This window comes from Nocardia sp. NPDC055050 (genome assembly GCF_053608345.1).
Genome location: NZ_JBSGVG010000004.1, coordinates 190,775 through 212,956 on the forward strand (window position 1 = coordinate 190,775; position 22,182 = coordinate 212,956).

The window sequence follows — 22,182 nt, forward strand, 5'->3', positions numbered from 1 at the left end:
GGCCGAAGAACATGTCTGACACCGAAGCCACCCTGTCCGTCGCCGAGCGCCGCAAACTGCTGCTCCAGCAGAAGCTGCGCGAACGCGGCATGGCCGTCGTGAAGGCCGAACCCGTTGCCGTACCGCGTATTCCGGTGGGGGAGCGGCGCCCGCTCACCCCCGGCCAGCGCCGCATGTGGTTCCTGCAGACCCGCGACGCCGACGACACCGCCCTCAACATCTGCGTCGCCTACCGCCTCACCGGCCCGCTCGACGCCGATCGCCTACACGCGGCGTTCGACCAGGTGGTGGCTCGCCACGACATCCTCCGCACCACCTACGGCGCGGACGTCGACGGCACGCCGTATCAGGTGTTCGCCGCCGACGCACCGGCCGAATGGTCGACCCACGACCTCACCGAGCTCGCGGAGTCGGGTCGTGACCTGCGGGTGGAGGTGCTGGCCCAGCGTGAGTTCGGTCGTCCGTTCGCGCTCGGCACCGAACTCCCGCTGCGCGCGACGCTGATCCGCACCGGGACCGACGAGCACGTCGTGCTCCTCACCATCCACCACATCGCCTGGGACGACGACTCCTGGGCGGTGTTCTTCGCCGAACTGAACGCCGCGTACCGGGCCGGGCAGCCGAGCGCCGCCGCCGGGTCGAGCACCGCGGGATCGTCCACACCGAGCGCCCCGGCCGCCTCACTCGACGAAGCGAACGCGGCAGGCCACGGCGATTCGGCGCTCGGCCGTGACACCGTGCAATTCGCGGCCATCGCGTCGACCGCGGAACCCGCCGAGGCCGACGTGGCGTTCTGGCGCGAGGCCCTGCGCCCGCTGCCCGAACCCCTCGAACTGCCGGGCTCCGCCTCGGCCACCCCCGGCCGCAACGCCCAGCGCCGCACCCACCGTCTGCCTGCCGAGCTCGTCACCCGCACCGAACAGTTCGCCCGCGAACAGGCCGCGACCCCGTTCATGGTGCTGCTCGCCGGTTTCGACGCGCTGATCCACCGCTACACCGCCGCCGACGACTTCCTCGTCTCCATCCCGGTGACCGATCGCCCCGCGGGCACCGAACAGCTCATCGGCTACTTCGGCAACACGCTGCTGCTGCGCGCGACCATGGGCGCCCACGCCGACTTCACCCAGCTCGTCGCCGCGGTCCGCGACACCTGCACCGGCGCCTTCGCGCATCGGGGTGTCGGCATCGATCGTGTCGTCCGCGAGGCGAACCCGGATCGGGTGGCCGGGCGCGACGGCTTGGATCAGCTGGTCCGCCTCGGTTTCTCGGTGCGCAAGAGCGCCGACGGTTTCGCCCTCGACGGCGTGAGCTCCACCCAGCTCGAACTCGGCGCGGCGAGCGCGCAGGTGCCGTTGGCGCTGGCCATCGTGCTCGACGCCGACGGCACCGCGGTGGTGGAAGCCGAGTACCAGACCGATGTGCTGGCCGAGGCCCTCGTCGACCAGTTGCTCGCGCACTTCGGTCAGCTCCTCGACAGTGCGTTGCGCGAGCCGCGACGCAGACTCGCCAACCTCGACATGCTCGGTGCCACCGACCGCGCGACCCTGCTGGATCGCTCGCACGGCGCCCTCGTCGATGAACCGGCGACCACCCTTGTCGCACTGCTGGAATCGGCCGCGGCCGCCGCCCCCGACGCGCTCGCACTGCTCTCCGACGACACCGAGCTCACCTACGCCGCGCTGCACGCGCGCGCGAATCGCCTGGCCCACTGGCTGATCGGGCAGGGTGTCGGCACCGAGGACCTCGTCGGCCTTCGCTTCGGCACCTCGGTGGAGTTCATCGTCGCCGTGCTCGCCGTCCTCAAGGCCGGTGGCGCCTATCTCCCGATCGATCCGGCCTACCCGCAGGATCGCATCGAGTACCTGATCGAGGACGCGAACCCTCGATTATTGCTCGGCGCAGTCGAATTGGCCGCTGCCGAAGAGATGGCCGCCGGTCTCCCCGCGACCGCGCCCACCGATGCCGAGCGCCTGCGTCCGCTGCTCCCCGCGAACCTGGCCTACGTCATCTACACCTCCGGCTCCACCGGCAAGCCCAAGGGTGTTCCGGTGCCGCACAACGCGATCGCCGAACACATCGTCTGCTTCACCGCCGACTGGAACATGACCGCCGCCGACCGCCTGATGCAGTCGTCGTCGGTGAGTTTCGACGCCTCGCTGGTCGACATCGCGATCACCCTCACGGTCGGCGCGCAACTGATCGTGCCCAAGCCCAACGCTTTCCGCGATATCCGCTACGTCGCCGACCTGATAACCCGCCGCCAGGTGACGGTGCTGCACATGGTGCCGTCGATGCTGAGTACGTTCCTGCTGCTGCCCGAGATCAGCGAATGGCAGTCGCTGCGCCAGATCCCCGTCGGCGGCGAGGCGCTGCCCGGCGAAGTCGCCGACCGGTTCTTCAACACCCTCGAGGCCGAACTCCGCAATCACTACGGACCGACCGAGGCCGTGGTCTGCTCGACCCATATGCCGGTCGCGGGTCCGCAGGGTACCGGCGTGGTGCCGATCGGCATCCCCAACCGCAACGTCTACACCTATGTCCTCGACGAGGCACTGCAGCTGGTGCCCGACGGCGTCGTCGGTGAGCTCTACCTCGGTGGTGATCAGCTCGCCCGCGGCTACCTGGACCGTCCCGCGCTGAGCGCGCAGCGTTTCGTCGCCGACCCGTTCGCGGCGGCCGAGGGCGGCCCCGCGGTGGGCGCCCGCATGTACCGCTCCGGTGACCTGGTGCGCCGCAATGCCTTCGGTGAGCTCGAGTTCGTCGGCCGCGCCGACGAACAGGTGAAGGTGCGTGGTTTCCGCATCGAGCTCGGCGAGGTCGAGGCCGCGATCGCCGCGCATCCCGCCGTCGCCCACTGCGTGGTCGTGGTGACCGAGGATCCCGCCATCGGCGCGATGCTCGCCGCCTATGTGGTGCCCGCCGAGGGCACCGTCGACCTCGAACAGGTCCACGCGTTCGCGGCAGGCGGACTGCCGGAATACATGGTGCCCAGCGCGTTCGCGGTGATCCCCGAGATCCCGCTCACCGTCAACGGCAAGCTCGACAAGCGCGCCCTGCCCGCGGCGTCCCCCGCCGTGGTGCGCACCCACCGCGCTCCGGCCACGGCCACCGAACGCAAGGTGTGCGCCCTGTTCGGCGCCCTGTTCAACCTCGACGAGGTCAGCGCGGAGGACTCGTTCTTCGAACTCGGCGGGCACTCCCTGCTCGCGGCGCGCCTGGTGGCCCAGGTCCGCGCGGAGTTCGGCATCGAGCTCGACGTGCGCGTCGTGTTCGACAGCCCGACCCCCGCCGCCCTGGCCGCCGATCTGGTCGCCCGCTTCCTGGCGGAATTCGATATCGACCTCGACGCCGTCGACAACGACTTCGACGACGCCCCCGCCGAGAGCACGACCACCGAACCGGCCGAAACCGTGACGGCGGATACCGCGACCGCCGGACCGGGGCGGTCCAGCCGCCCGGCGATCGGTGGGCGCCCGCGCGGCGAGCGCGTTCCGCTGTCGTACTCGCAGCTGGCGATGTGGTTCCAGTACCGGATGGAGGGTGCGGGCTCGGTCGGCAACCTGCCGCTGGCCCTGCGCTTCGACGGCGCACTCGACATCGCGGCCCTGCGTGCCGCGCTCGATGACGTGGTCGCCCGGCACGAGTCGCTGCGCACCACCTTCCCCGAACACGACGGCGTGCCCTACCAGGTGGTGCACCCCGCCGCACCGGTCCCGCTGCCGGTGCGCGAGCTCGCCGCCGGGCAGCTCACCGAGGCACTCGCCGAGATCGCCGGCTACCACTTCACCCTCGACGGTGAGCCGCTGATCCGCGCCGAACTGCTCGTGCTCGACGCGGGCGCGCACGTGCTCTCGCTGCTGGTGCACCACATCGTCGCCGATCACGCGTCCTTCGGCGTGCTGCTCGACGACCTCACCGCCGCCTACCGGGCTCGCAGCGAACAGGGCGGCGCCCCGACCTGGGCGCCGCTGCCGGTCCAGTTCGCCGACTACGCGCTGTGGCAACGCGAACTGTTCGACCAGGCCGCACCGAGCGCGTTCGCCACCGACCAGATCGAGTACTGGCGGTCCACGCTCGCCGATGTTCCCGAGGAGATCGCGGTCGCCCACGATCGGCAGCGTCCGCCGGTGCTCGGCAAGCGCGGTGAAGTGGTGAGCTTCTCGCTGCCCGCCGCCGTGCGCTCCGGGCTCGAATCGCTCGCGGTCCGCAGCGGCGCCACCGAGTTCATGGTGTGCCAGGCCGCGGTCGCCACCCTGCTGCACACCCTCGGTGGCGGCACCGACATCACCCTCGGCACTCCCGTCGCGGCGCGCACCGATCCGGCGACGACCGCCCTGATCGGGCTGTTCGCCAACATGGTCGTGCTGCGCAACGACCTGTCGAACGCACCGACGTTGCGCGACACCGTGGTTCGGGCACGCAATGTGGTGCTCGACGCCAACGCCCACCAGGAGCTGCCGATCGAGCGCCTGGTGGAAGCGCTCAACCCGCGTCGCTCGCGCTCGCGGAACCCGTTGTTCCAGAGCATGATCCACTTCCGTGGCGCCGACTGGGCACCCACCACGCTCCCGTTCGCGACCTCGGGGGAGAGCACCGTCACCGTGCTGCCCGCCGACTTCGACGTCTCGTTCCTGGATCTGAACCTGAGCCTGAACGTGACCGCCGACGGCGGCATGGACGTCCGCGTCGTCGTCAACGCCGATCTGTACGAACCGGCCACCGCCGCGCTGATCGCCGACGCGCTCGCCGCCACGCTGCGCGCCTTCGCCGAAACGCCGGACCTGCCGGTGGCCGACCTGCGTGTGCTGCCCGCCGCGGATCTCGAGCGTCTGCTGGCCACCCCCGCCCCGGTGGCCGCGAGCGCCGTCGCCACCGGTGCGGCGACCGACTCCGACACCGAGCGCACCCTGATCGCGCTGATCGAGGAACTGCTGGAAATCGACGACGTCGTCGGCGAGGACAACTTCTTCGCCCTCGGTGGTGACAGCGTCATCTCCATCCAGTGGTCGGCCCGCGCCGATGCCCTCGGCCTGCCGCTGTCGCCGCAGCTGGTGTTCGAATGCGCCACGATCACCGAACTGGCCGCCGCCGTCGACGCCGCCGCCGGTGACGCGACGCACGCCGATGAGCCCGAACAGGTTTCGCACGCGCCGATGAGCGCGTCGGGCCTGGAATCCGACGCCCTGTCCGCGCTGACGGCCGCCTGGTCCGCGCAGGGATGAGCACGAACGTCGGGATGAACGAGCAGTTAGGAAGGGACGCAGCATGAGTGCGCCGCAGATCGAAGACGTACTCGCGCTGAGTCCGCTGCAGGAGGGGCTCTTCTCGCTCTCCCGGCTGACGGGTACCGAGATCGACCTGTACACGATGCAGTTCGTGGTCGATATCGACGGCCCGGTCGACACCGACCTGCTGCGTCGCAGCGCGCAGGCGATGCTGGACCGCCATCCGAACCTGCGTGCCGCGTTCTGGGACACCGACGTGCCCAAACCGGTGCAGATCATCCCCTCACGCGCGGAATTGCCGTGGGCCGAACGACACGCGCTCACCACGGAATTCGAGGCGATCGCCGAATCCGAGCGCCGCGTCCCGTTCGTGTTGAGCCGTGGTCCCGCGCTGCGTGTGCTGCTGCTCGACGTCACCGACGCGCCCGAGCCGCGCAAGCGGATGATCCTCACCGCGCACCACATCCTGATGGACGGCTGGGCGGTCGCGGTGTTCTTCACCGAGCTGCTCGCCGTCTATCGAGCGGGTGGCACCCTCGACGGTCTGCCCGCGCCCCGTCCCTACCGTGACTACATCGGCTGGCTCGGCGCGCAGGACCACGACGCCGCGGCCCGCCGCTGGGCCGAGTACCTCCAGCAGGTCAGCGCACCCCTGGTGCTGGCCGACGGCACCGGTGATCGTGGCTCCGCAGTCCCGGAGACCACGCGACTCCGGTTGTCCGCCGAAGAAACCGAGCAATTGCAGCAGTGGGCGCGCACCAACGGGATGACGCTGAACACCGCCGTCCAGTTCGCCTGGACGCTGCTGCTCGGCCGCATCACCGACCGCCGAGACGTGGTCTACGGCACCACCATCTCCGGCCGCCCCGAGAAACTCGCGGGCGTCGAAGGCATGGTCGGGCTGTTCATCAACACCGTCCCGGTCGTGCACCGCCTCGACTCCGCCGAGCCGGTCGTCGCGCAATGCGCACGCCTGCAACGCGATTCGGCGACCATGCGCGACATCGGGTATCTCAGCCTGTCGACCCTGCAACGCGCGGCCGGTCACGGTGCCCTGTTCGACACCCTGTTCGTTTTCGAGAACGCCCCCATCGACGACGCCATCCAGACGGTCACCGCCCCCGACGGCGCCCGGTTCCGGCCGATCGAGATGGAAAGCCTCGCGCACTACCCGCTCACGGTCGTCTCCCACCTGAGCGACGGCGAACTCCTCGTCCTCGTCGAAGCGATTCCCGCGCTCCTCGGACACCTCGACCCCGCCGACCTCGGCGCCCGGATGCTGACCGTCCTGCGCACCCTGCCGACCCTCGACGCCACCGCGACCACCGATGCGATCGACCTGCTCACCGAGGCCGAGCACGCCGAACTCCGCATCGCCGCAACGAATACGACTCCGGCGCCGACCGCCACCCCGTGGGAGCTGTTCGAGCAGCAGACCACCGCTACTCCGGACGCGATCGCCCTCACCACCACCGCGGGCGAGGTGTTCACCTACCGGGCGCTGCACGACGAAGCCTGCCGGTTGGCCGGGGAGTTCGCCACGCACGGCGTCGCCCCGGAAACCGTTGTCGCACTGATGCTCCCGCGTAGCCCGCGCTCGATCATCACCATCCTGGCGACGTTCGCCGCGGGCGCTGCTTACGTCCCGGTCGACATCACGCTCCCGGCCGCCCGGATCGCCTCGATTCTGCGCCAGTCGAACCCGGTCCTCGCCGTCGTCCTCGACGGAGATCGGACGCTGCTCGACGGCGTCACCGAGACCACAGCCGATCACCGATCGGTGCCCGTGTTGGCGCTCGACGATCCTGCCGTCATCGCACGGGTCGCGGCCCGGCCCGCCCAGGCCCCTGCGGTGAATCGCGAACTCGACCACAGCGCCTACATCATCTTCACCTCCGGCTCGACCGGCGAACCCAAAGGGGTCGTCGGCACGAACGCCGCCCTGGCGGGTTACTTCGCCGATCACCTCGCGCGCTTCTACCGTCCGGCCATGGACAAGCTCGGCCGCCCCCTGCGGATCGCGCACGCCTGGTCGCTCGGCTTCGATGCCTCCTGGCAGCCGATGGTCGGGTTCCTCGCCGGGCAGGCGCTGCACCTGTTCGACGCCGAGGAGATGCGCGACGCGCACCGCATCGTCGCCGGCATGGCCGAATTCGACATCGACATGATCGACACCACCCCGTCGATGCTCGCTCAGCTGGCGGCAGCGGGCCTGCTCGATCGTGACCTGCCGGTGCTGGCCCTCGGCGGCGAGGCGATCGACACCGCACTGTGGGCGCGGTTGCGCGCGCTCCCCGCGACGGCTGTGTACAACTGCTACGGGCCCACCGAGACGACGGTCGAAGCGGTGGTCGCGCCCGTGGCCACCTCGGAGATCCCCACGATCGGCACCGCCAACGGCGGCATGGTCGGCTACGTCCTCGACTCCCGGCTGCGGCCGGTCCCGCAGGGCATCGTCGGCGAGCTCTACCTGTCGGGCGTGCAGCTGGCCCGCGGCTACCTCGGCAAGCCCGCCATCACCGCGGACCGTTTCGTCGCCGACCCGATGCGCCCCGGTGCGCGCATGTACCGCACCGGCGACCTCGTGCGCCGGCTCCCGGGTGGCCGCTTCGGTTACCTCGGCCGCGCCGACGCCCAGGTGAAGGTGCGTGGCTATCGCATCGAGGTCGGTGAGATCGAGACCGCGCTGCGACGTTCGGCCGATATCGACACCGCCGCGGTGACCGTGGTCCGCCGTGCCGGGGGCGCGTCGCTGGTCGGCTTCGTCGTCGGCAAGGCCGGTCGCGCCGTGATCGTCAGCCGGGTGCGTGCCGATCTCGCGCAACGCCTGCCCGCGTACATGATTCCCGCGCGAATCGTCGTGCTGGACCAGCTGCCGGTGAACGTCAACGGCAAGCTCGACGGTCCCGCGCTGAACGAGCTCGCCGAGCAGTCGCTGTCGGTCGCCGACAGTAACGCGGCCGCCGAGACGCCCACCGAGATCGCGCTCAGCGAGCTGTTCGCCGAACTCTTCGACGGCCGCGCGCCCGGCATCGACGCCGACTTCTACGAACTCGGCGTTGACAGCATCGTCGCGATCTCGCTGGTCAACAAGGCCCGCCGCCGTGGACTCGCCCTCAATCCGCGCATGGTGCTGGCCTGCCCGACCATTCGCGAACTCGCCGCCGCCGTCGATGACGCACCGGCCGCCGCCGCGCAGTCCGGTGCCGACGCCTACGGTGTGGTCCCGCCGCTGCCGGTGGTCTCCTGGATGTACGAATACGGCAACTACCGCCGCTTCACCCAGGCCGCGCTGCTGCGTCTGCCTACCGGAATCGACCGTGCGGCACTGGAATCCACCCTCCAGGCGCTGCTCGACGCGCACGACACCCTGCGCGCGGTGCTCACCGATACACCGGACGGCCCGCGCATGGTCACGCGCGCGCCCGGCGTGGTGAACGCGGGCGAGCTCGTCGTCGACGCACCGCGAGGGCTCAGCGGCACCGAACTCGACACGGCCATCACGAAATACGCGCGAATCGCGAACGATGCGATCGACCCACGGGCCGGGGAAATGGTTCGGGCCGTGTGGTTCGCGGGAACCGAGTCTGCTGTCGAAGACGTGCCGGGCTCCGGCGCCGGTGCCGACATCCTGCTGCTCGCCGTGCACCACCTCGCGGTCGACGTCGTGTCCTGGCACATCATGCTCGATGCCCTCGCCGCTGCCTGGCAGCAGATCCAAGCAGGCGTGACGCCGAAGATGCTGCCCGAGTTCACCTCCTACCGGCAGTGGTCCGAGGCCATGTGGCAGCGTGCGTCAGCACCGGAAGTCCTGGCCCAGCGCGACTACTGGACCGCACAGGTCTGCGAGCCCGACGCCGCCCTCGGCTCCCGGCATCCCGCACCGGCCACCGACACCTGGTCGAGCCTGCGCGTCAGCACGGTCGCGACGCCGGTGGCGGTCACCGACCGACTCCTCGATCGTGTCGGCAAGGACGAGGGCGTCCGCGAGCTCCTGCTCACCGCCCTCACCATGACCATGGCCTCGCTGCACGCCGACAACGGAAACGACCCGGCCGCAGGTGCCTTGATCGCCATGGAGGGTCACGGCCGCGCCGACACCACCCTCGACACCGACACGGCCAACACCCTCGGCTGGTTCACCAGCGTCTTCCCCGTCCGCCTCGGCGTCGGCGACAACGCGGTGGATATCGCACGCGCGCAAGCGGACCCGGCTGCCGCCCGTACTCTGCTCGACTCCGTCTCGACGCATCTGCGCGAAATCCCCAACCAGGGACTGGATTACGGTCTGCTGCGCTATGTCAACCGCGCGGCGGAACTCCGCTCCGCCGCCGAGCCCCAGGTCGAATTCAACTACCTCGGCCGAATCGACCTCAGCGGCAACGAATCCGATCCCTGGTCGTTGCTCGTCGGTGAGCACGACCAGGCCCTACCTCTCGACCCTGAACCCGACCTTCCCCTGCGGTACGCGATCGACGTCATCGCGGGCATCGGCACCACCCCCGACGGGCCGGCCCTGACCACCAACTTCCGCTGGAGCGCGTCCCTGTTCACCGAAGACCAGGCCGCGCGCTTCGCTGAACTCTGGGAGCAGGCGATCATCACGCTCGCCGACGTGGTGCACGGGTAGGGCGCCGATCGCTGGGCGATGTCGGTGCTGTGTGTCCGCATCGTCGTGTCTGGCACGCGGGCTACCTCTCGCTCACGCGGGGGCAGGTCAGTCGCTGTGTGGCTTGGCGAACTCCTCGATCAGCACGGGATACTGTTCACCGCCGTGACCTGCGGCGATAGACCGATCTGCCATGGCCTTGAACAACTTCGGCAGCTCGGCATTGACGCCGAGCGCCTCGCACTCCTCGATCAGGTGCGCCATCGTTCGCGCGTCGGTCTCCAGCGCCGCCACCTCGGCGGGATAGGAACCACTGTCGATCTGCTCGGCGTAGCTAGGCAGCCAGGTGGCCACCCCGGTCGCCATCATCTGTGCGAACGGGGCATACGTCGCGGCGTCGACACCGGCGGTCCGGAGCATGGCGGTGCCCTGGAGCCACGCGTTGAGGACGCTCCACATCATCGTCAGACCCGCCACGTCGTACAGGGAGGCCAGGCCGTGGTCGGCGCCGAGATAGGTGACGGTGCCGAGTGCTTCGAGGGTTTTCCGGTGTGCGTCGAAGTCGGCCTGTGGACCGCTGTGCAAAATCACCGCGTCGGGAGTTCCGATCGCCTGCGGGATGGCCATGATCGCGCCGTCGAGGTAGCGGGCGCCGCGCTGTTCGAACCAGTGGGCCGTTTCGCGGGCCTGGGCGGAGTCGCCCGAGGTGAGATTGAGCAGGGTCGTGCCGTCGACATCGCTCGCGGCGAACAGATCGCGCACGGCCGGGTAGTCGGTGACGCAGACGATCGTGATCGCGCTCGCCCGCAGGGCGTCACCGATGGCCGGCGCGAGTCGCGCGCCCTCGGCCACCAGGCGGTCGGCCTTGGCGGGCGTCCGATTCCAGACGGTGGTGGGATGCCCGGCCGCGAGGAACGCGCCGGCGAGCGATCGACCCATGAGGCCGAGTCCGATGACAGTCACAGGTGTTTCGGTTGCGTTGTGCATGGCAGCATCATCAACGTTCATACCGGTATGAAGGTCAAGTGAGGTTGCGATGCGAATCGGCGAACTGAGTACCCGCACGGGCGTCAACGCCCACCAACTGCGCTACTACGAAGCCCAGGGCCTGATGGTCGCCGACCGCAGCCCGAACGGCTACCGCGAATACGACGACACCGCCCCGCTACGCGTGAAGCAGATCCGCCACCTGCTCGGCGCCGGCCTGTCCTCCGAAGACATCGCCTACCTCCTACCCTGCGCGGAAGGCGAAACCCCCACCCTCCCCGCCTGCCCAGACCTGCTGTCCGCCATGCGAACCCGCCTGAACCGCATCGACGACCACATCGACCGCCTCACGCAATCCCGCGAAGCCCTGGCCGTCTACATCGCCGCCGCCGAACGCACCACCGGCGACACCTACCCACCCTTCGACGGATCCGAACCGACCCCCGCCTGAGCGATGGTCGTCGGCCGGATCCGGTCGGCAGACCCGACCGCCGAGTGGCTCAGGCTGTCCCCACTCGCCGCCGCAGCAGGCAGAATTCGTTGCCCTCGGGGTCGGCCAGCACGTGCCAGGTTTCGTCGCCGGTCTGTCCGATGTCGACCTTGCGGGCACCCGCACCGAGCAGACGCTCGAGTTCTTCGTCCTGATCGCGGTCGGTAGCGTTCACATCGAGGTGCATCGGCAATTTCCCCCGCCTGGGGTCGGTGCTGACGCTGAACAGCAAAGTGGGCTGCGGCCCACCGAATTCGGTTCCCGGCGCGCCGATCTGGACGTCACCCTCGTCCCGATCGAGCACGACATAGCCGAGCACTTCGCACCAGAATCCCGCCAGCAGTTCCGGGTCGGCGCAATCGATGACGAGTTCGGTGATCTTGCATGCCATGAGGCGACCCTACGCCCGCACCCGACGCCTCACGCCTGATGAACACCAGCCTTGGGCCAGACCCCATCGACCCGATGCCCCCGTATCGCCATCCCCGCCACCCGCACCGCGAAAATCAACGCCTGAAGTTCGGCATCGATCCGGTTCATCTCAGTTGCCATGCATTCGATTTCTCAGCTCGATTGCCCGGGGGAGCTCCTCGGCGAGAATTTTGATCCAAGCGGTGAAACGGGTAGTGCTTTTTCGGAGAGGTCTGTCGCCGGTGTAGATCCAGAAGTATGGGTCAGGATCTTCCAGGTCCTCCTGGCGAAAAAAGTTGAACATGTAGCCCTGGTGGGTTTGGAAAATGAACGACTCGGCAAACGGTGTGAAATCTTCGTTGTAGTCGTCCTCGACAATTTCGCGGGCAATTTCCTTTCCTTCGAGCAGCCAGTCGTAGTCCCACTCGCCACCACGGTTGAGCCAGTATGGATCGCGGCCGCCGAATAACAAGAATTCCCTATAGGATTCGGGTATGTGCGATACGTGTTGAGCCTCCATCAGGGAATCAACCTCTTGCGGGGTGCATCCTTTGATGGCTTCGGGGGCGACGAGACCGGATTCCGTCAGCGGTCGGGCAATATCTTGTATGTACGTCATCTGTATTCCTTCGCGCGAGTTACAGTGTCGGTCTATCGCGACGCAGCGGGGGGTACGGGAGGACATAGTACACTTCTATTTCGATGTTCGGATACATCCTCTGAAATGCGCGAATTGTCGGATTGCATGACTGGCAGGGCTCTTGTTCGGAGAAAAGCCGGACGCGGCCCGATACCTGATTTTGGTTGTTCTCATCCAGCGGGTACCGGTCGCTGAGCTGTGAATGGAGATGCTCGAGCAGGTTGTTTTCCGCATCATTCCTTCGAATCTCGTCCTCGCTGATATCGGGAACGATCGAATTGTTCTGCGAGGGGGGAGCTATCGGTGGAAGTTGCGTGCCGACCGCTGCGTTCCTGGACACATCGGCAGTGCCGCTGAATCCGGCGAATGTTCCGGTCTGCTCTCCGACCATGAAATCCAGCGCACCGCCCATTGTCTTCCATCCGACGTTCGCGGCGCGCCTGGCCAGCCTTTGGAGCTCGACCAGATCGGACACCTCGGCTGCCGCGGCATCCACCATGCTGAACCTGGGCTCGCGTTCGAGGTCATCGTCTGAACGACCCGTGTCGGGGTCTCCCGCATCCGGTCGAAGAACACCGGTAGGGCTATCGTCGAGCCCTCGCTGATCCGATGCGGTCGGACTGACTAGTCCTCGATCGTCCCGTCCGTCGGCCAACTCTGTTGTCTGCGGTTGAGCCACTGGGCTTTCGAGATCACCAGTGAGTCCATGGGTCCGCGTCGGTCCCGTTCCAGGGTTAGTTTGTTGAACGTCAGCTGGTACGTCTCGGTTGGTTCCGGCGGATTGATCAACGACGTCACGGTCACTTGGTATGTGATCGTTTCGCTGTTCTCCGTCAGTCGATGGAACGCCGCCCGTCGGCGTTTGGGATAGATCTGACGCCCGTTCACCGGCTGACCGGTCTCGATCGCCTGGTCGTACGTCTCGCCGATCGTCCACGGGTGCAGGCTGGGGTGCACTGTCACTATCCCGGTCTGTTTGTTCAGAACGTAGCTCGTCTGGCCGAGTCCCTGGCCCGCTGCTTTCTGTTCCGGGCTCAGCTCCGGTCGGCACACCCACCCGTGGTTGAACTCGATCACCGAGAAGGTCTGGGTTGGAAACGCTTCCGCTAGGAATTCCCGCACTTGTTCCTTGGTGACCAGCGGTGGAACCGGCATTGGCTACTCCTTGGGTATCGACGGGCATCGACCAGAGTTCGACCGACCCGCTGGTCAGGTTGTGCGGTGGCGTGTCCGAGTATTCGGATGTCTGCGGATCCCACCACACCGGACCCGCAGCGCCGTGCGGATAGACGATGACGGTCGCGTGGGAACCGTCGATCGTGGGCGAACCGTCCGACTCGTACAGCAGTTCACCAGTCTTTTCGTCTCTCGCGTGCCAGGTGTTGACGACCAGCGCTGACGCTCCTGGGCCCATGCTGCGAATCTGGTCGTGCAGCGCCTGGAACTGAGCCGAAACCGCAAGGTTGATGTCACCGAGCTGCCACGAACCGCCCAACCAGGCGGTTGCTCGATCGATCCCGCTTTGCTCGCCTGATCGGGTGTCGAGGTTCCCGTCGGCGTCGAGGTCGGGCCAGCGCGGTGAACCGACTTCGGGCCTGCCGTTGAACGATGACAATGCGGCCAGAGATCCGTCGAGGCAGTTGTTGCTCCTGCCCTGAGCGCTCGGCCCGCCATCGTTGATCAGGCGCCCGTAGTCGTTGGTCCGCGGGTCCGCGCCGACCAAGAACCGGTTGCCATCTCGCAGAGCATCTTCCACGTCGTGCTGGTACTCGGCGTGTTCGAGGCTGTCGAGTCGCTCGGGTCCCTCGACACGGGTATCCGGGAGACCGTCGAGAGCTGCCGGTGTATTGGCGCGAGCGATGCTGTTGCTCAATTCGCGGATGTCGTCCACATCCAGGTCGGTGCCGCCGGGAGGGAGTCCGAGCTGTTCTCGCAGCAGCTCGGTGAGGGTGTCCAGGTCGGCGTCGGCAGGTGTGCTGTGGGGGTTGGACGGATCGAGATCGATGGTCATGTCAGCTGTTGCAGGGTCGCTGACCGGGACCAGGTCGACCATCATCCAGTCGCCGGACAAGAGTTGCTCGCCTCGGTTGAAGTGCAGGTCGACGGCGAGTTGGGCCTGCTCCAGCAGCGCTTGGACGACCGCCGGATCGAGGTTGCCGGTGCCGGTTACACAGACGCCGACTCGGAGCACCGACACCGGCGCCGCGAAAGCGGTGGTGAATCTGCCCCAGGCGAAGCTGCGGCCACCCTGTGGGTTGGCGACCTGGCGCACTCCACCGTCAGGATGCTGGGAACGCAGGTTCTCGCGCGCTGCGCGTGACTGGTTGGCGTTGTCTACCTGCTGTGCTGTCGGGGTTGATTGCGCCGGCGTAGACGACTGGTGTGCAGCGGGCGTTGTGCTGTTGACAGGTGCTGGTGAGGTACCCGGAGTCGTGGGTGGGGGAGTGGGCGACGGAGGCAGCGAAGTCTGGGTCTGGCTGGCGGGCTGCGGAGTCTGATTGACCGATGACTGCGACGTCGGCGAGGTGGTGCCGTCTGTCGACTGGGACGCGGTCCCTGCATCGGCCGGGCGGCTCGCGTCCGACGTATCGACTACACCTCGAATGTCTCCGTTGTCGGCCACGTGCCGTTGCGCTGCCGACTCCACGCCGCCCTCGCGGCCACCATCGGGGCCAACGGTGTGTACGGAGTGGCTTCCAGGGTCACCTTGTCGATGGTCAGATTGAGGTCTTCTCTGGTCGGCGGGGTTGTCGCCAGCGATTCGACCGTCACCAGGTACTCGATCGTCTCCGGGTCTTGCCGGATCTGTTGGAGCGTCAGTCGATTCAGGGGGGGATAGATCTGTTCGGCTTGGATCGGAGTCCCGGTCTCGATCGCTGCGTCGTACATCTCGCCGATCGTCGTCAGTGCCAGGCTCGACTGCGTGGTGATCACTCCGGTCTCCTTGTCCACCGCGTAGCTCGCCAGGCCTAGACCCGTCCCCTCCGCGATCTCCGCCGGGGTCAGAATCTCGCGGCAGATCCAGGCGTGTCGGCTCTGAAGGAGACTGAACTCCCGCGCCGGGAATATCTGAGCCAGGTAGTCCCGCACTTGTTCCGCTGTTCGGAGTTGTGGCGGCTCCATTCGCTGCTCCCTGCTGGTCAACCGTCATGAATCTGAACGAAGAGGATTGAGACGTCAGGCTCGCCGGTGGAGAATCCGAGAACGTCCGCTGTTGTGGGTCCCACCAGACTGGACCGCTCGCACCGATCGGGTAGACGATAGCGGTCGCGTGCCCGCCGCCGCCCTGCCAGTCGTTGAGGACCAGTGCCGACGAACCGGGTCCCATCTGGCTGATCCAGTCGTGCAGGGCCTGAAACCGTTCCGGGACGGACTGGTTGGGGTTCGCGAAGGTCTGCCATTGGCCACCGAGCCATGCTGCGGCGCGATCTGGGCCGTTCCGTTCTCCTTGTCGGCTGACAGTTCCGTCGGGAAGCAAATCCACCGTTCGAGGTGCGGAGACTTCTGGTCGGCCGTTGAACGACGCCAGCGCGGCAAGCGAGGCGTCGAGACAGTTGATATTTCGCCCGGTGACGTGTGGTCCGCCGTCGTTGATCAACCGCCCGTAGGGATTTGTTCTCGGATCGGCACCGACCATGAACCGGTTGCCGTCGCGTAGGGCGTCTTCGACCGCGTGCTGGTGCTGGGGAATTTCGACGCCGCGCAGGTAGCCGGGGGCGAACACTCGCGTCCCGGGCATGTCGGCCAGGGGCGACGGCGTGTTGGCTCGGGCGATGTCGTTGCTGATCGAGCGAAGGTCGTCGGGGCTCAGCGGCGTGTCCGGTGCGCTCCGCGGCAAGCCCATGTGCTCGCGGAGGTCGTTGGACAGGTCGAACGGGTGTTGCTGCAAATTCAGCCGCAGGTCGGCGGCAGCCGGGTCGGTCGTCAGCTCGAGGTCGACGAGGAACTGGTCGCCGCTGTGAAGGTCCTGCGCATGATTGAAGGCGGCATCGACTGCGCGCTGGGCGAATTCGATCTCCTGGCTCAGTTCGGCTGGAGACATCAGGTGCGCGTTGGGGATGTGGGCGCGGATCGTGGCCACCGAGACCCATCGGTTGCCGACCTGGAAGCGGCGAATCCGGTAGGAGGGGCGCGGTTGGGTCGAATTCTGGTTCGCGCCGACGGTGGTTGTTCGGCCGTCGTGCGGCGGTTGATGGCGTAGTGCGTCGCGCAAGGGGCGGGCATCGGGACTGTAACCCGGGTCGGGTGATCCGTTTGTCGGAGCAGGCGTCGGAGTCGAAGTTGTTGTGGGCGTGGTGTTTTGTGGTGTCGTTTGGGCAGCGTTGGTGGGGGTGGTGGTGCTCGGCCGACTGTCGAGGCCCGTCGCCGGGCGCGTTTCGGAGGCTGTCGGTGAGGTTGGTGGGGGCGTGGGTTGTGGGGTTCCAGTGGTTGCTGGGGGCGTCGTAATTGATCTGGGCGACGGCGGTGCTGATGGTGGGATCTGGCTGATCGGGGGCGTCGACGTGGACGTCGGTGTGGTAGTGGGCGCCGGGGTCGACGTGGTGGGTGTTGTTGTGGGGTTCGTGGTTTGGGGCGCTGTCGCGGTGGTGGCGGTCGCTGTCGATGTGTCCGTGGAGGACGGACGAGTGGTGTCGGCAGGGGTGTGGGTGGGGTTGTTCGACGGAGTTGCCGGTTGGGAGGTTGTGGACAGCGGCGAACCGGTGGTTGCGGCGGGAGTCGAAGTCGGTGATTGCTGTGTGGCCGACTCCTGCGTGGGTGTCGATGTGGTCGGTTGTTGGGTGGTCGAATCCGGTGTGTTGGTGGGGGCTGGTGTCGTGGGTTGGGGATTCGCCGGTGTCGTGGGAGTGGTGGCGGCGTGTCCGTTGTCGCTCGGAGTCGGGTTCTGTTGCCCGCTATTGGTATTCGGGGTCGTATCGGTGGGGGTGTTCGGCGGGGTCGAGGAATCCTGGGTCGGGAGGTCCAGCGACGAGCCGGTGGGGTTGGGCGTCGAGGTGTCGCCTGTGGGCGATGTGTTCGTGGGGTTGTTCGAGGGCGAGGTGTCGCCGGTCGACAGTGTTTCGGTGGGGGCGTTGCTGTTCGGGGTCGATGGCGACTCGCCGGTCTGGGGTGTCGCGGTGGGGGTGTCGCTGTTCGGAGTCGATGGTGTGGTGTCGCCGGGCGGCGGGGTCGGGTTGGACCCGTTGCCGTTCGGGCTGGACGGTGCCGTGTCGCCGGGGGAGGGGGATCCGTTGGACGAGGGTGCGGTTTGCCCGGCGTCGGTGGATCCGTTGTTGTTCGGGCTCGACGGTGTGGAGTCGCCAGTGGGCGGAGTGTCGTTCGCGCCGTTGCCATTTGGGCTCGAAGGAGTGGATTCTCCCGGTGCCGAGGAGTTGGGCGAACCATTTTGTGGGGTTGCGCCGTCCCCGGTAGGAGCGGTGGATGCTGGGTTCGTTGATTCGCCGTTGCTCGGCGTTGCCGGCGCATTCGGGCCGGTGTTGTCGGATGCGTTCGGGCTCTGATCACCGGAGGGGGTATCGGTCCCCGCGGGCGTGGTGGACCCGGGAACGTCGGTGCCCAGATCGGGAACGGTGGGGGCCGTGCTGTTACCACCGTGGCTACTGGATTCCAGCGCGCTCTGGACGCCACCCGCTCCAGCGCTGGTGAAGGTGTCGACGCCGACATCCAGTTTGAATTCCTGGCCGAGGAAGGCCGCGCCGACTCCTGCGGTGGCGACCTGGGCGGAGAGGTCGGCGCCCAGTTCGGTGACGGTGCCGCCGACGACCTTGCCCGCGAGTTTGCCCGCGGTAGAGGACGCGACATCGCCGAGCGCACCGGTGCCGCCGCCGAGCAGGCCGCCTGCCGCGCCGCCGACCGCGCCGCCGAAGGTGGCCAGGCCCAGATCGGTCCAGCCGAACTTGTCGGTGGAGCGGTCGCCCTTGGCTACCTGGATCAGCCGTGCGCCGAGATCGGTGCCGCCTTCCTCGAGTGCTTCGAACGCGGCGCCGCGCAGCGCTAACCGGGCGGCCGCCTTCGCGGCGCCGCGGGTGAGCATACGGGCGATGAGCTGCTTGATCGCCACCCGCACCGCGACCTGGGCGGCCACCCGGGCGGCCACACCGGCGACGGCGCCGACACCTGTCCACGAGGTCGCGATCGCCGCACCGATCTCCACCGCGGCGATGACCATCGTCGCGATGATCACCAGTTTGGTGTGCTCGATATCGTTGGCGCCGTCTTCGAGTAGTTCGGCCTGTTTCGCACACCACTTACGAACAGCGGTGAAGGTCGCTTCGTCGCCCGACAGCAGCTTGTCGCGGTAAGCGGTGATGGCGGTGTGGGTTTCGCCTTCGGACAGCGCTGTCAGGGCGGCGTTCAGTGCGAGGGCGGCGTTGTCGTCGACCGTGTCGAGGGTGTTGGCCATGGCGGTCCACCCGTCGGCGACCCGGCGCATCGCCGTTTCGTCACCTTCGGGCCAATCACCCGCGCCGAGAATGTACTTGGCGACCCAGGCGAGCTCGTCGGGGATTTCGATGCCCACTACAGCGACCCCGTGGCCTTGTCGATTTCACCGGCGCGCGTCGTGTCCTGGGTCTGTAGTGCTTCGGCGACCTTGACCATGTTCTCGCCGAGTTGGGTCATCACCGTCGCCAGGCCGGTCACCGCCTTCTGGCCGGGCTCGACGCCCGGGGTGTAGTTCTTGGCGAACGACTGACCGATCTCGTCGCTGCCCCAGCACTCACCCTCGGCCGCGATCACCGCCGCCAGCTTCTGGGCGCCGGTGGTGATCGTGTCGGCGACCGAGGTGAACGACGGTTGAGTGCCGCGCAGCGCTTGCGGGTCGGCTTTCAGCGAGCTCATCGGAGGTATCCGCGATTGCGGAAGTATTCGCCTTCTTCGTCGTCGGTGTCATCGACGAGACTGTGTGGTGAGTCCGTGACCGGTTCGGGGTCCGGTGGCGGTGGCGGGGTCAGCTGGGCGATGAGGTCTTTCATGCTGGGGGCGCCCGGGATCAGGTCGGGAAGGTCCGGCATATCCGCGCTCAGGTCGGACAAGGGGGCGAGGGCTTGCTGCTGGGTCTGGGCCGCCTGGGCGGCCACCTCGGCGATCGCCTCGGTGACCGATCGGCCGAGGGACTCCGGGGTCGACCTTTTGAAGGCATCCGGCTCGAGGTGGACCTCCGAGATCCCCGCGATGGTCCCCGAGACGCGGACCAACCCGTCCGCCGACCATGCGGTCACGAGCTGGGTGGCCTGGGACCGGGCATCGAGTAGAGCCGACTTCTCAGCAGTGAAGGTATCGAGCATCGAATCGATCTGCGCACGTAAAGCGTTGTTCGACGCCTGTGTCGGCGCCGACCAGTCCTCGTTCATGAGACCCTCGATCTGTCGGAATGCACGTCATATGGTTGGACGCGCGAGACCCGTCGAGGGTTGCATGGTGTGACGTAGATCTCTACCGCTAGCGGGCCGGTGAGCCCACGATGATGCTGCCGACGTTGCACTCTTCGAGTTCGTCGAGGCCGGTGGCCGCGGCGAAGGCGGAGGTGTCGCTGAAGCCCTGGGCGACGACGCCGAGGTGCATGGCGGTGGCGGCCAGGTAGACGGTCTGCATGAGGACGCCGACGTGTTTGAGGATGTTGGCGTAGGCGACCTGTTCGTAGCTCCACATGACGCGGCCCGCGCGGGCCGAAACCAGCAGCAGGACTTGGGGTTGCGCGCCGCCGGCCAGGGTCGCCGAGGTGGATTTGAGGAGCTTCTGGACGGCGGGGGCGTCGGCGGGTGCGACCGGGCGCAGAGCGTGGTCGGCCGAATCGTAGTGGTACATGCCGTTTTCCAGGCCCGCGACATTGCGCACCACGGGGTAGATCTCGAGTTCGTAGGCGCCGCCGCCGGAGGGGTAGGGGCGGGAGCCGTCCTCGCGGGTGCGGGCGGTGCGGAACAGCAATTCGCCCAGCTGGATCGAGGTGATGGGGGCGGCGTCGTCGAAGGCGCGGGTGGAGACCCGGTCTTCGATGGTGGCGGCCAGACTCGGATCGGACACACGCAGCGACACCAGATCCGGCGTCGCCAAGGCGACCGGCTCGCCGTCGAACGACGCGCGGCGCAAGGGCAATTCGGGGAACTGGCCGTCGGCCCAGCGGGTGGGGCCGAAATCGTCCCAGGTCACCGTGCGGGCGCCGAGGGTGCTGCGGCGGTGGAACCACAGGTCGGGGGTGTTCCAGGAGCGAGTGGTGAACTCGCGCTCCTCCTCGTCGCCGTCGACCAGGAAGCCGCACCACTGCAGGTCGGCCATGAACTGGGTCTTCACGGTGGCGGGCACCGGCGAATCGGCGGCGAGGGGGCCGTCGAGCAGGGCGAGCAGGCGCGGGTCGTGGATGCGCAGGTCGCACCACGCCTGCGGGTGTTCGAGGACGAAGCCCTGGTTGTCGCGGTGCAGGACAGCGAATTTCGACAGGGTCGCCGACCAGGTGGGCAGGGCCACCGTGGGGCGCGGGGCGGGGTCGGCGAAGGGGCGGATGCTGTAGAGGTCACGGCCGCCGTCGCGGACTGTCACCGACAGCCAGCCGCCGTCGGTGAGCTTGCGCATCAGTGCGGTGATGTCGTCACCGGCTGCCGCGGTCGCCATTTCCGCCGCGGTCGCCGGGCCCTGGTTCAGGGTTTTCAGCGCTTGCAGCGCCCCCGCGCCCAGACCGGTCAGCTTCTCGTTGCGCGGCGGATTGAGCAGCACCGCGCCGACGGGAGTCGTCAGGCAGGTGACGCCCGCGCGCAGGGCGAATCGGGTCTGGGCGGGGTAAGCGGAGGCGAGCACGGTGAAATCCTCGGGGGTAGAACCGGTCTGGGGCAGAGCCTATTTCGCGGCGGCGGCGAACGCGGGCTCGAGCTTGTCCAGCATGTACGGCACCGACAGTGCGCTGGGCTGGTTGATCGCGCTGATCTCCTGCGTGGTCAGGAACACGACCGAACCCTTGCGCACCGACGGCAGATCGGCGTAACCGGGCAGCTGCCGGTACTTCTCGTCGAGGCCGGGGGAGTAGCCGGCCAGCAGCAGGTCGGCGGTGAGCTCGTCGACCTTCTCCGGCGACAGCGCCAGGCGGCCCTGGTTGGCGGGCAGCGCGGTGAGGTTGGCCGGAATGCCCATGCCGAGTGCGGTGAACACCTTGGCCGAACCGTCGTTGGGGTCGGTGAGCACCATCAGCTGTGCGGGGCTGGCGAGCCAGGTGCTGGCGAAGGTCTTGCCCTTCAGGCCGGGGTTGGCGGTGGCGATGGCGGCGACCTTGTCGTCGACCTTCTTGATCACCGCGCTCGCGTCGGACTCCTTGTGCAGCACCTTGCCCAGCGCGGTGACCTGGTCCTGCCACGGGGTGACAGCGTCCTTGGTCAGCGCGGGCAGGGTCGGGGCAACCTTGGACAGGTCGTCGTAGGTCTTCTGATCGGCGATGAACGGGTCGGCCAGGATCAGGTCCGGCTCGAGCGCCGCGACCTGCTCGGCGATATTGCCGGTGGTGTTGAGGGCTGTGGCCGCCTTCAAGGACTCCGGCGTCCACGGCGGGGTGCTCTTGGACACCGCGGAGACGTTGTCGATGTAGCCGACGGGGACCACGCCGAGGGCGAGGGAGCTGTCGAGCCACTGGTTACCGAGGGCGACGATCTTCTTCGGGGTGCCGGGGACGGTGGTCTCGCCACGGGCGTGGGTGATGGTCACCGCTTCGCCCGAGGCGGCCTCGTCCTCGCTGGAACCGCAGGCCACGACACCGAAGGCGAGGGCACCGGCGAGCGCGGCCACCGCCGCGCGCCGCCAGCCGCGCGAAGTCCGAACAGTCGTCATGGGTACACCCTCCGTA

12 protein-coding genes are annotated in these 22,182 nt (G+C 67.8%); 3 read left to right on the top strand and 9 right to left on the bottom strand.

Annotated features, from left to right (window positions below; all coding sequences use genetic code 11):
* Positions 1-11 precede the first annotated feature (11 nt).
* Both ACWGCN_RS06740 and ACWGCN_RS06745 read left to right on the top strand, forming a co-directional pair.
* Positions 12-5,222 (top strand): amino acid adenylation domain-containing protein, encoded by a 5,211-nt coding sequence (locus ACWGCN_RS06740; RefSeq protein WP_452458824.1) that lies wholly within the window; start codon positions 12-14, stop codon positions 5,220-5,222.
* Positions 5,223-5,265: 43 nt separating this feature from the next.
* On the top strand, positions 5,266-9,855 hold the full coding sequence (locus ACWGCN_RS06745; protein ID WP_452458825.1) for an amino acid adenylation domain-containing protein: 4,590 nt from the start codon (positions 5,266-5,268) through the stop codon (positions 9,853-9,855).
* Between the two features lie 87 nt (positions 9,856-9,942).
* Here the strand turns inward: ACWGCN_RS06745 and ACWGCN_RS06750 are convergent, their stop codons facing one another.
* Positions 9,943-10,797 (bottom strand): NAD(P)-dependent oxidoreductase, encoded by an 855-nt coding sequence (locus ACWGCN_RS06750; protein ID WP_452458826.1) that lies wholly within the window; start codon positions 10,795-10,797, stop codon positions 9,943-9,945.
* Between the two features lie 73 nt (positions 10,798-10,870).
* Here ACWGCN_RS06750 and ACWGCN_RS06755 point away from each other — a divergent pair, with 73 nt between their 5' ends.
* The gene (locus ACWGCN_RS06755) at positions 10,871-11,272 is read left to right on the top strand and encodes a MerR family transcriptional regulator (protein ID WP_449969457.1); all 402 of its coding nucleotides are present in this window, start codon (positions 10,871-10,873) and stop codon (positions 11,270-11,272) included.
* Between the two features lie 49 nt (positions 11,273-11,321).
* Here the strand turns inward: ACWGCN_RS06755 and ACWGCN_RS06760 are convergent, their stop codons facing one another.
* The 8 genes from ACWGCN_RS06760 to ACWGCN_RS06795 form a co-directional block, all read right to left on the bottom strand.
* The gene (locus ACWGCN_RS06760) at positions 11,322-11,702 is read right to left on the bottom strand and encodes a VOC family protein (protein ID WP_387446481.1); all 381 of its coding nucleotides are present in this window, start codon (positions 11,700-11,702) and stop codon (positions 11,322-11,324) included.
* 29 nt (positions 11,703-11,731) lie between these two features.
* Complete coding sequence (locus ACWGCN_RS06765) at positions 11,732-11,863, bottom strand: hypothetical protein (RefSeq protein WP_452458827.1); 132 nt, start codon at positions 11,861-11,863, stop codon at positions 11,732-11,734.
* Complete coding sequence (locus tag ACWGCN_RS06770; protein ID WP_378993661.1) at positions 11,853-12,341, bottom strand: SMI1/KNR4 family protein; 489 nt, start codon at positions 12,339-12,341, stop codon at positions 11,853-11,855. The genes ACWGCN_RS06765 and ACWGCN_RS06770 overlap by 11 nt, the downstream gene beginning before the upstream one ends.
* Before the next feature lie 19 nt (positions 12,342-12,360).
* A complete protein-coding gene (locus tag ACWGCN_RS06775) occupies positions 12,361-18,879 on the bottom strand; it encodes a toxin glutamine deamidase domain-containing protein (protein WP_452458828.1) in 6,519 nt (2,172 codons plus the stop codon).
* Entirely contained in the window at positions 18,879-19,199 is a 321-nt protein-coding gene (locus ACWGCN_RS06780; protein WP_378656646.1) for a hypothetical protein, read from the bottom strand. The genes ACWGCN_RS06775 and ACWGCN_RS06780 overlap by 1 nt, the downstream gene beginning before the upstream one ends.
* A complete protein-coding gene (locus ACWGCN_RS06785) occupies positions 19,196-19,711 on the bottom strand; it encodes a YbaB/EbfC family nucleoid-associated protein (protein ID WP_452458829.1) in 516 nt (171 codons plus the stop codon). Before ACWGCN_RS06785 ends, ACWGCN_RS06780 begins: the two co-directional genes overlap by 4 nt.
* An 88-nt stretch (positions 19,712-19,799) precedes the next feature.
* On the bottom strand, positions 19,800-21,149 hold the full coding sequence (locus tag ACWGCN_RS06790; protein WP_379311870.1) for a SagB family peptide dehydrogenase: 1,350 nt from the start codon (positions 21,147-21,149) through the stop codon (positions 19,800-19,802).
* A 39-nt stretch (positions 21,150-21,188) separates the two neighbouring features.
* A complete protein-coding gene (locus ACWGCN_RS06795) occupies positions 21,189-22,166 on the bottom strand; it encodes an ABC transporter substrate-binding protein (protein ID WP_378993657.1) in 978 nt (325 codons plus the stop codon).
* Between the last annotated feature and the right edge of the window lie 16 nt (positions 22,167-22,182).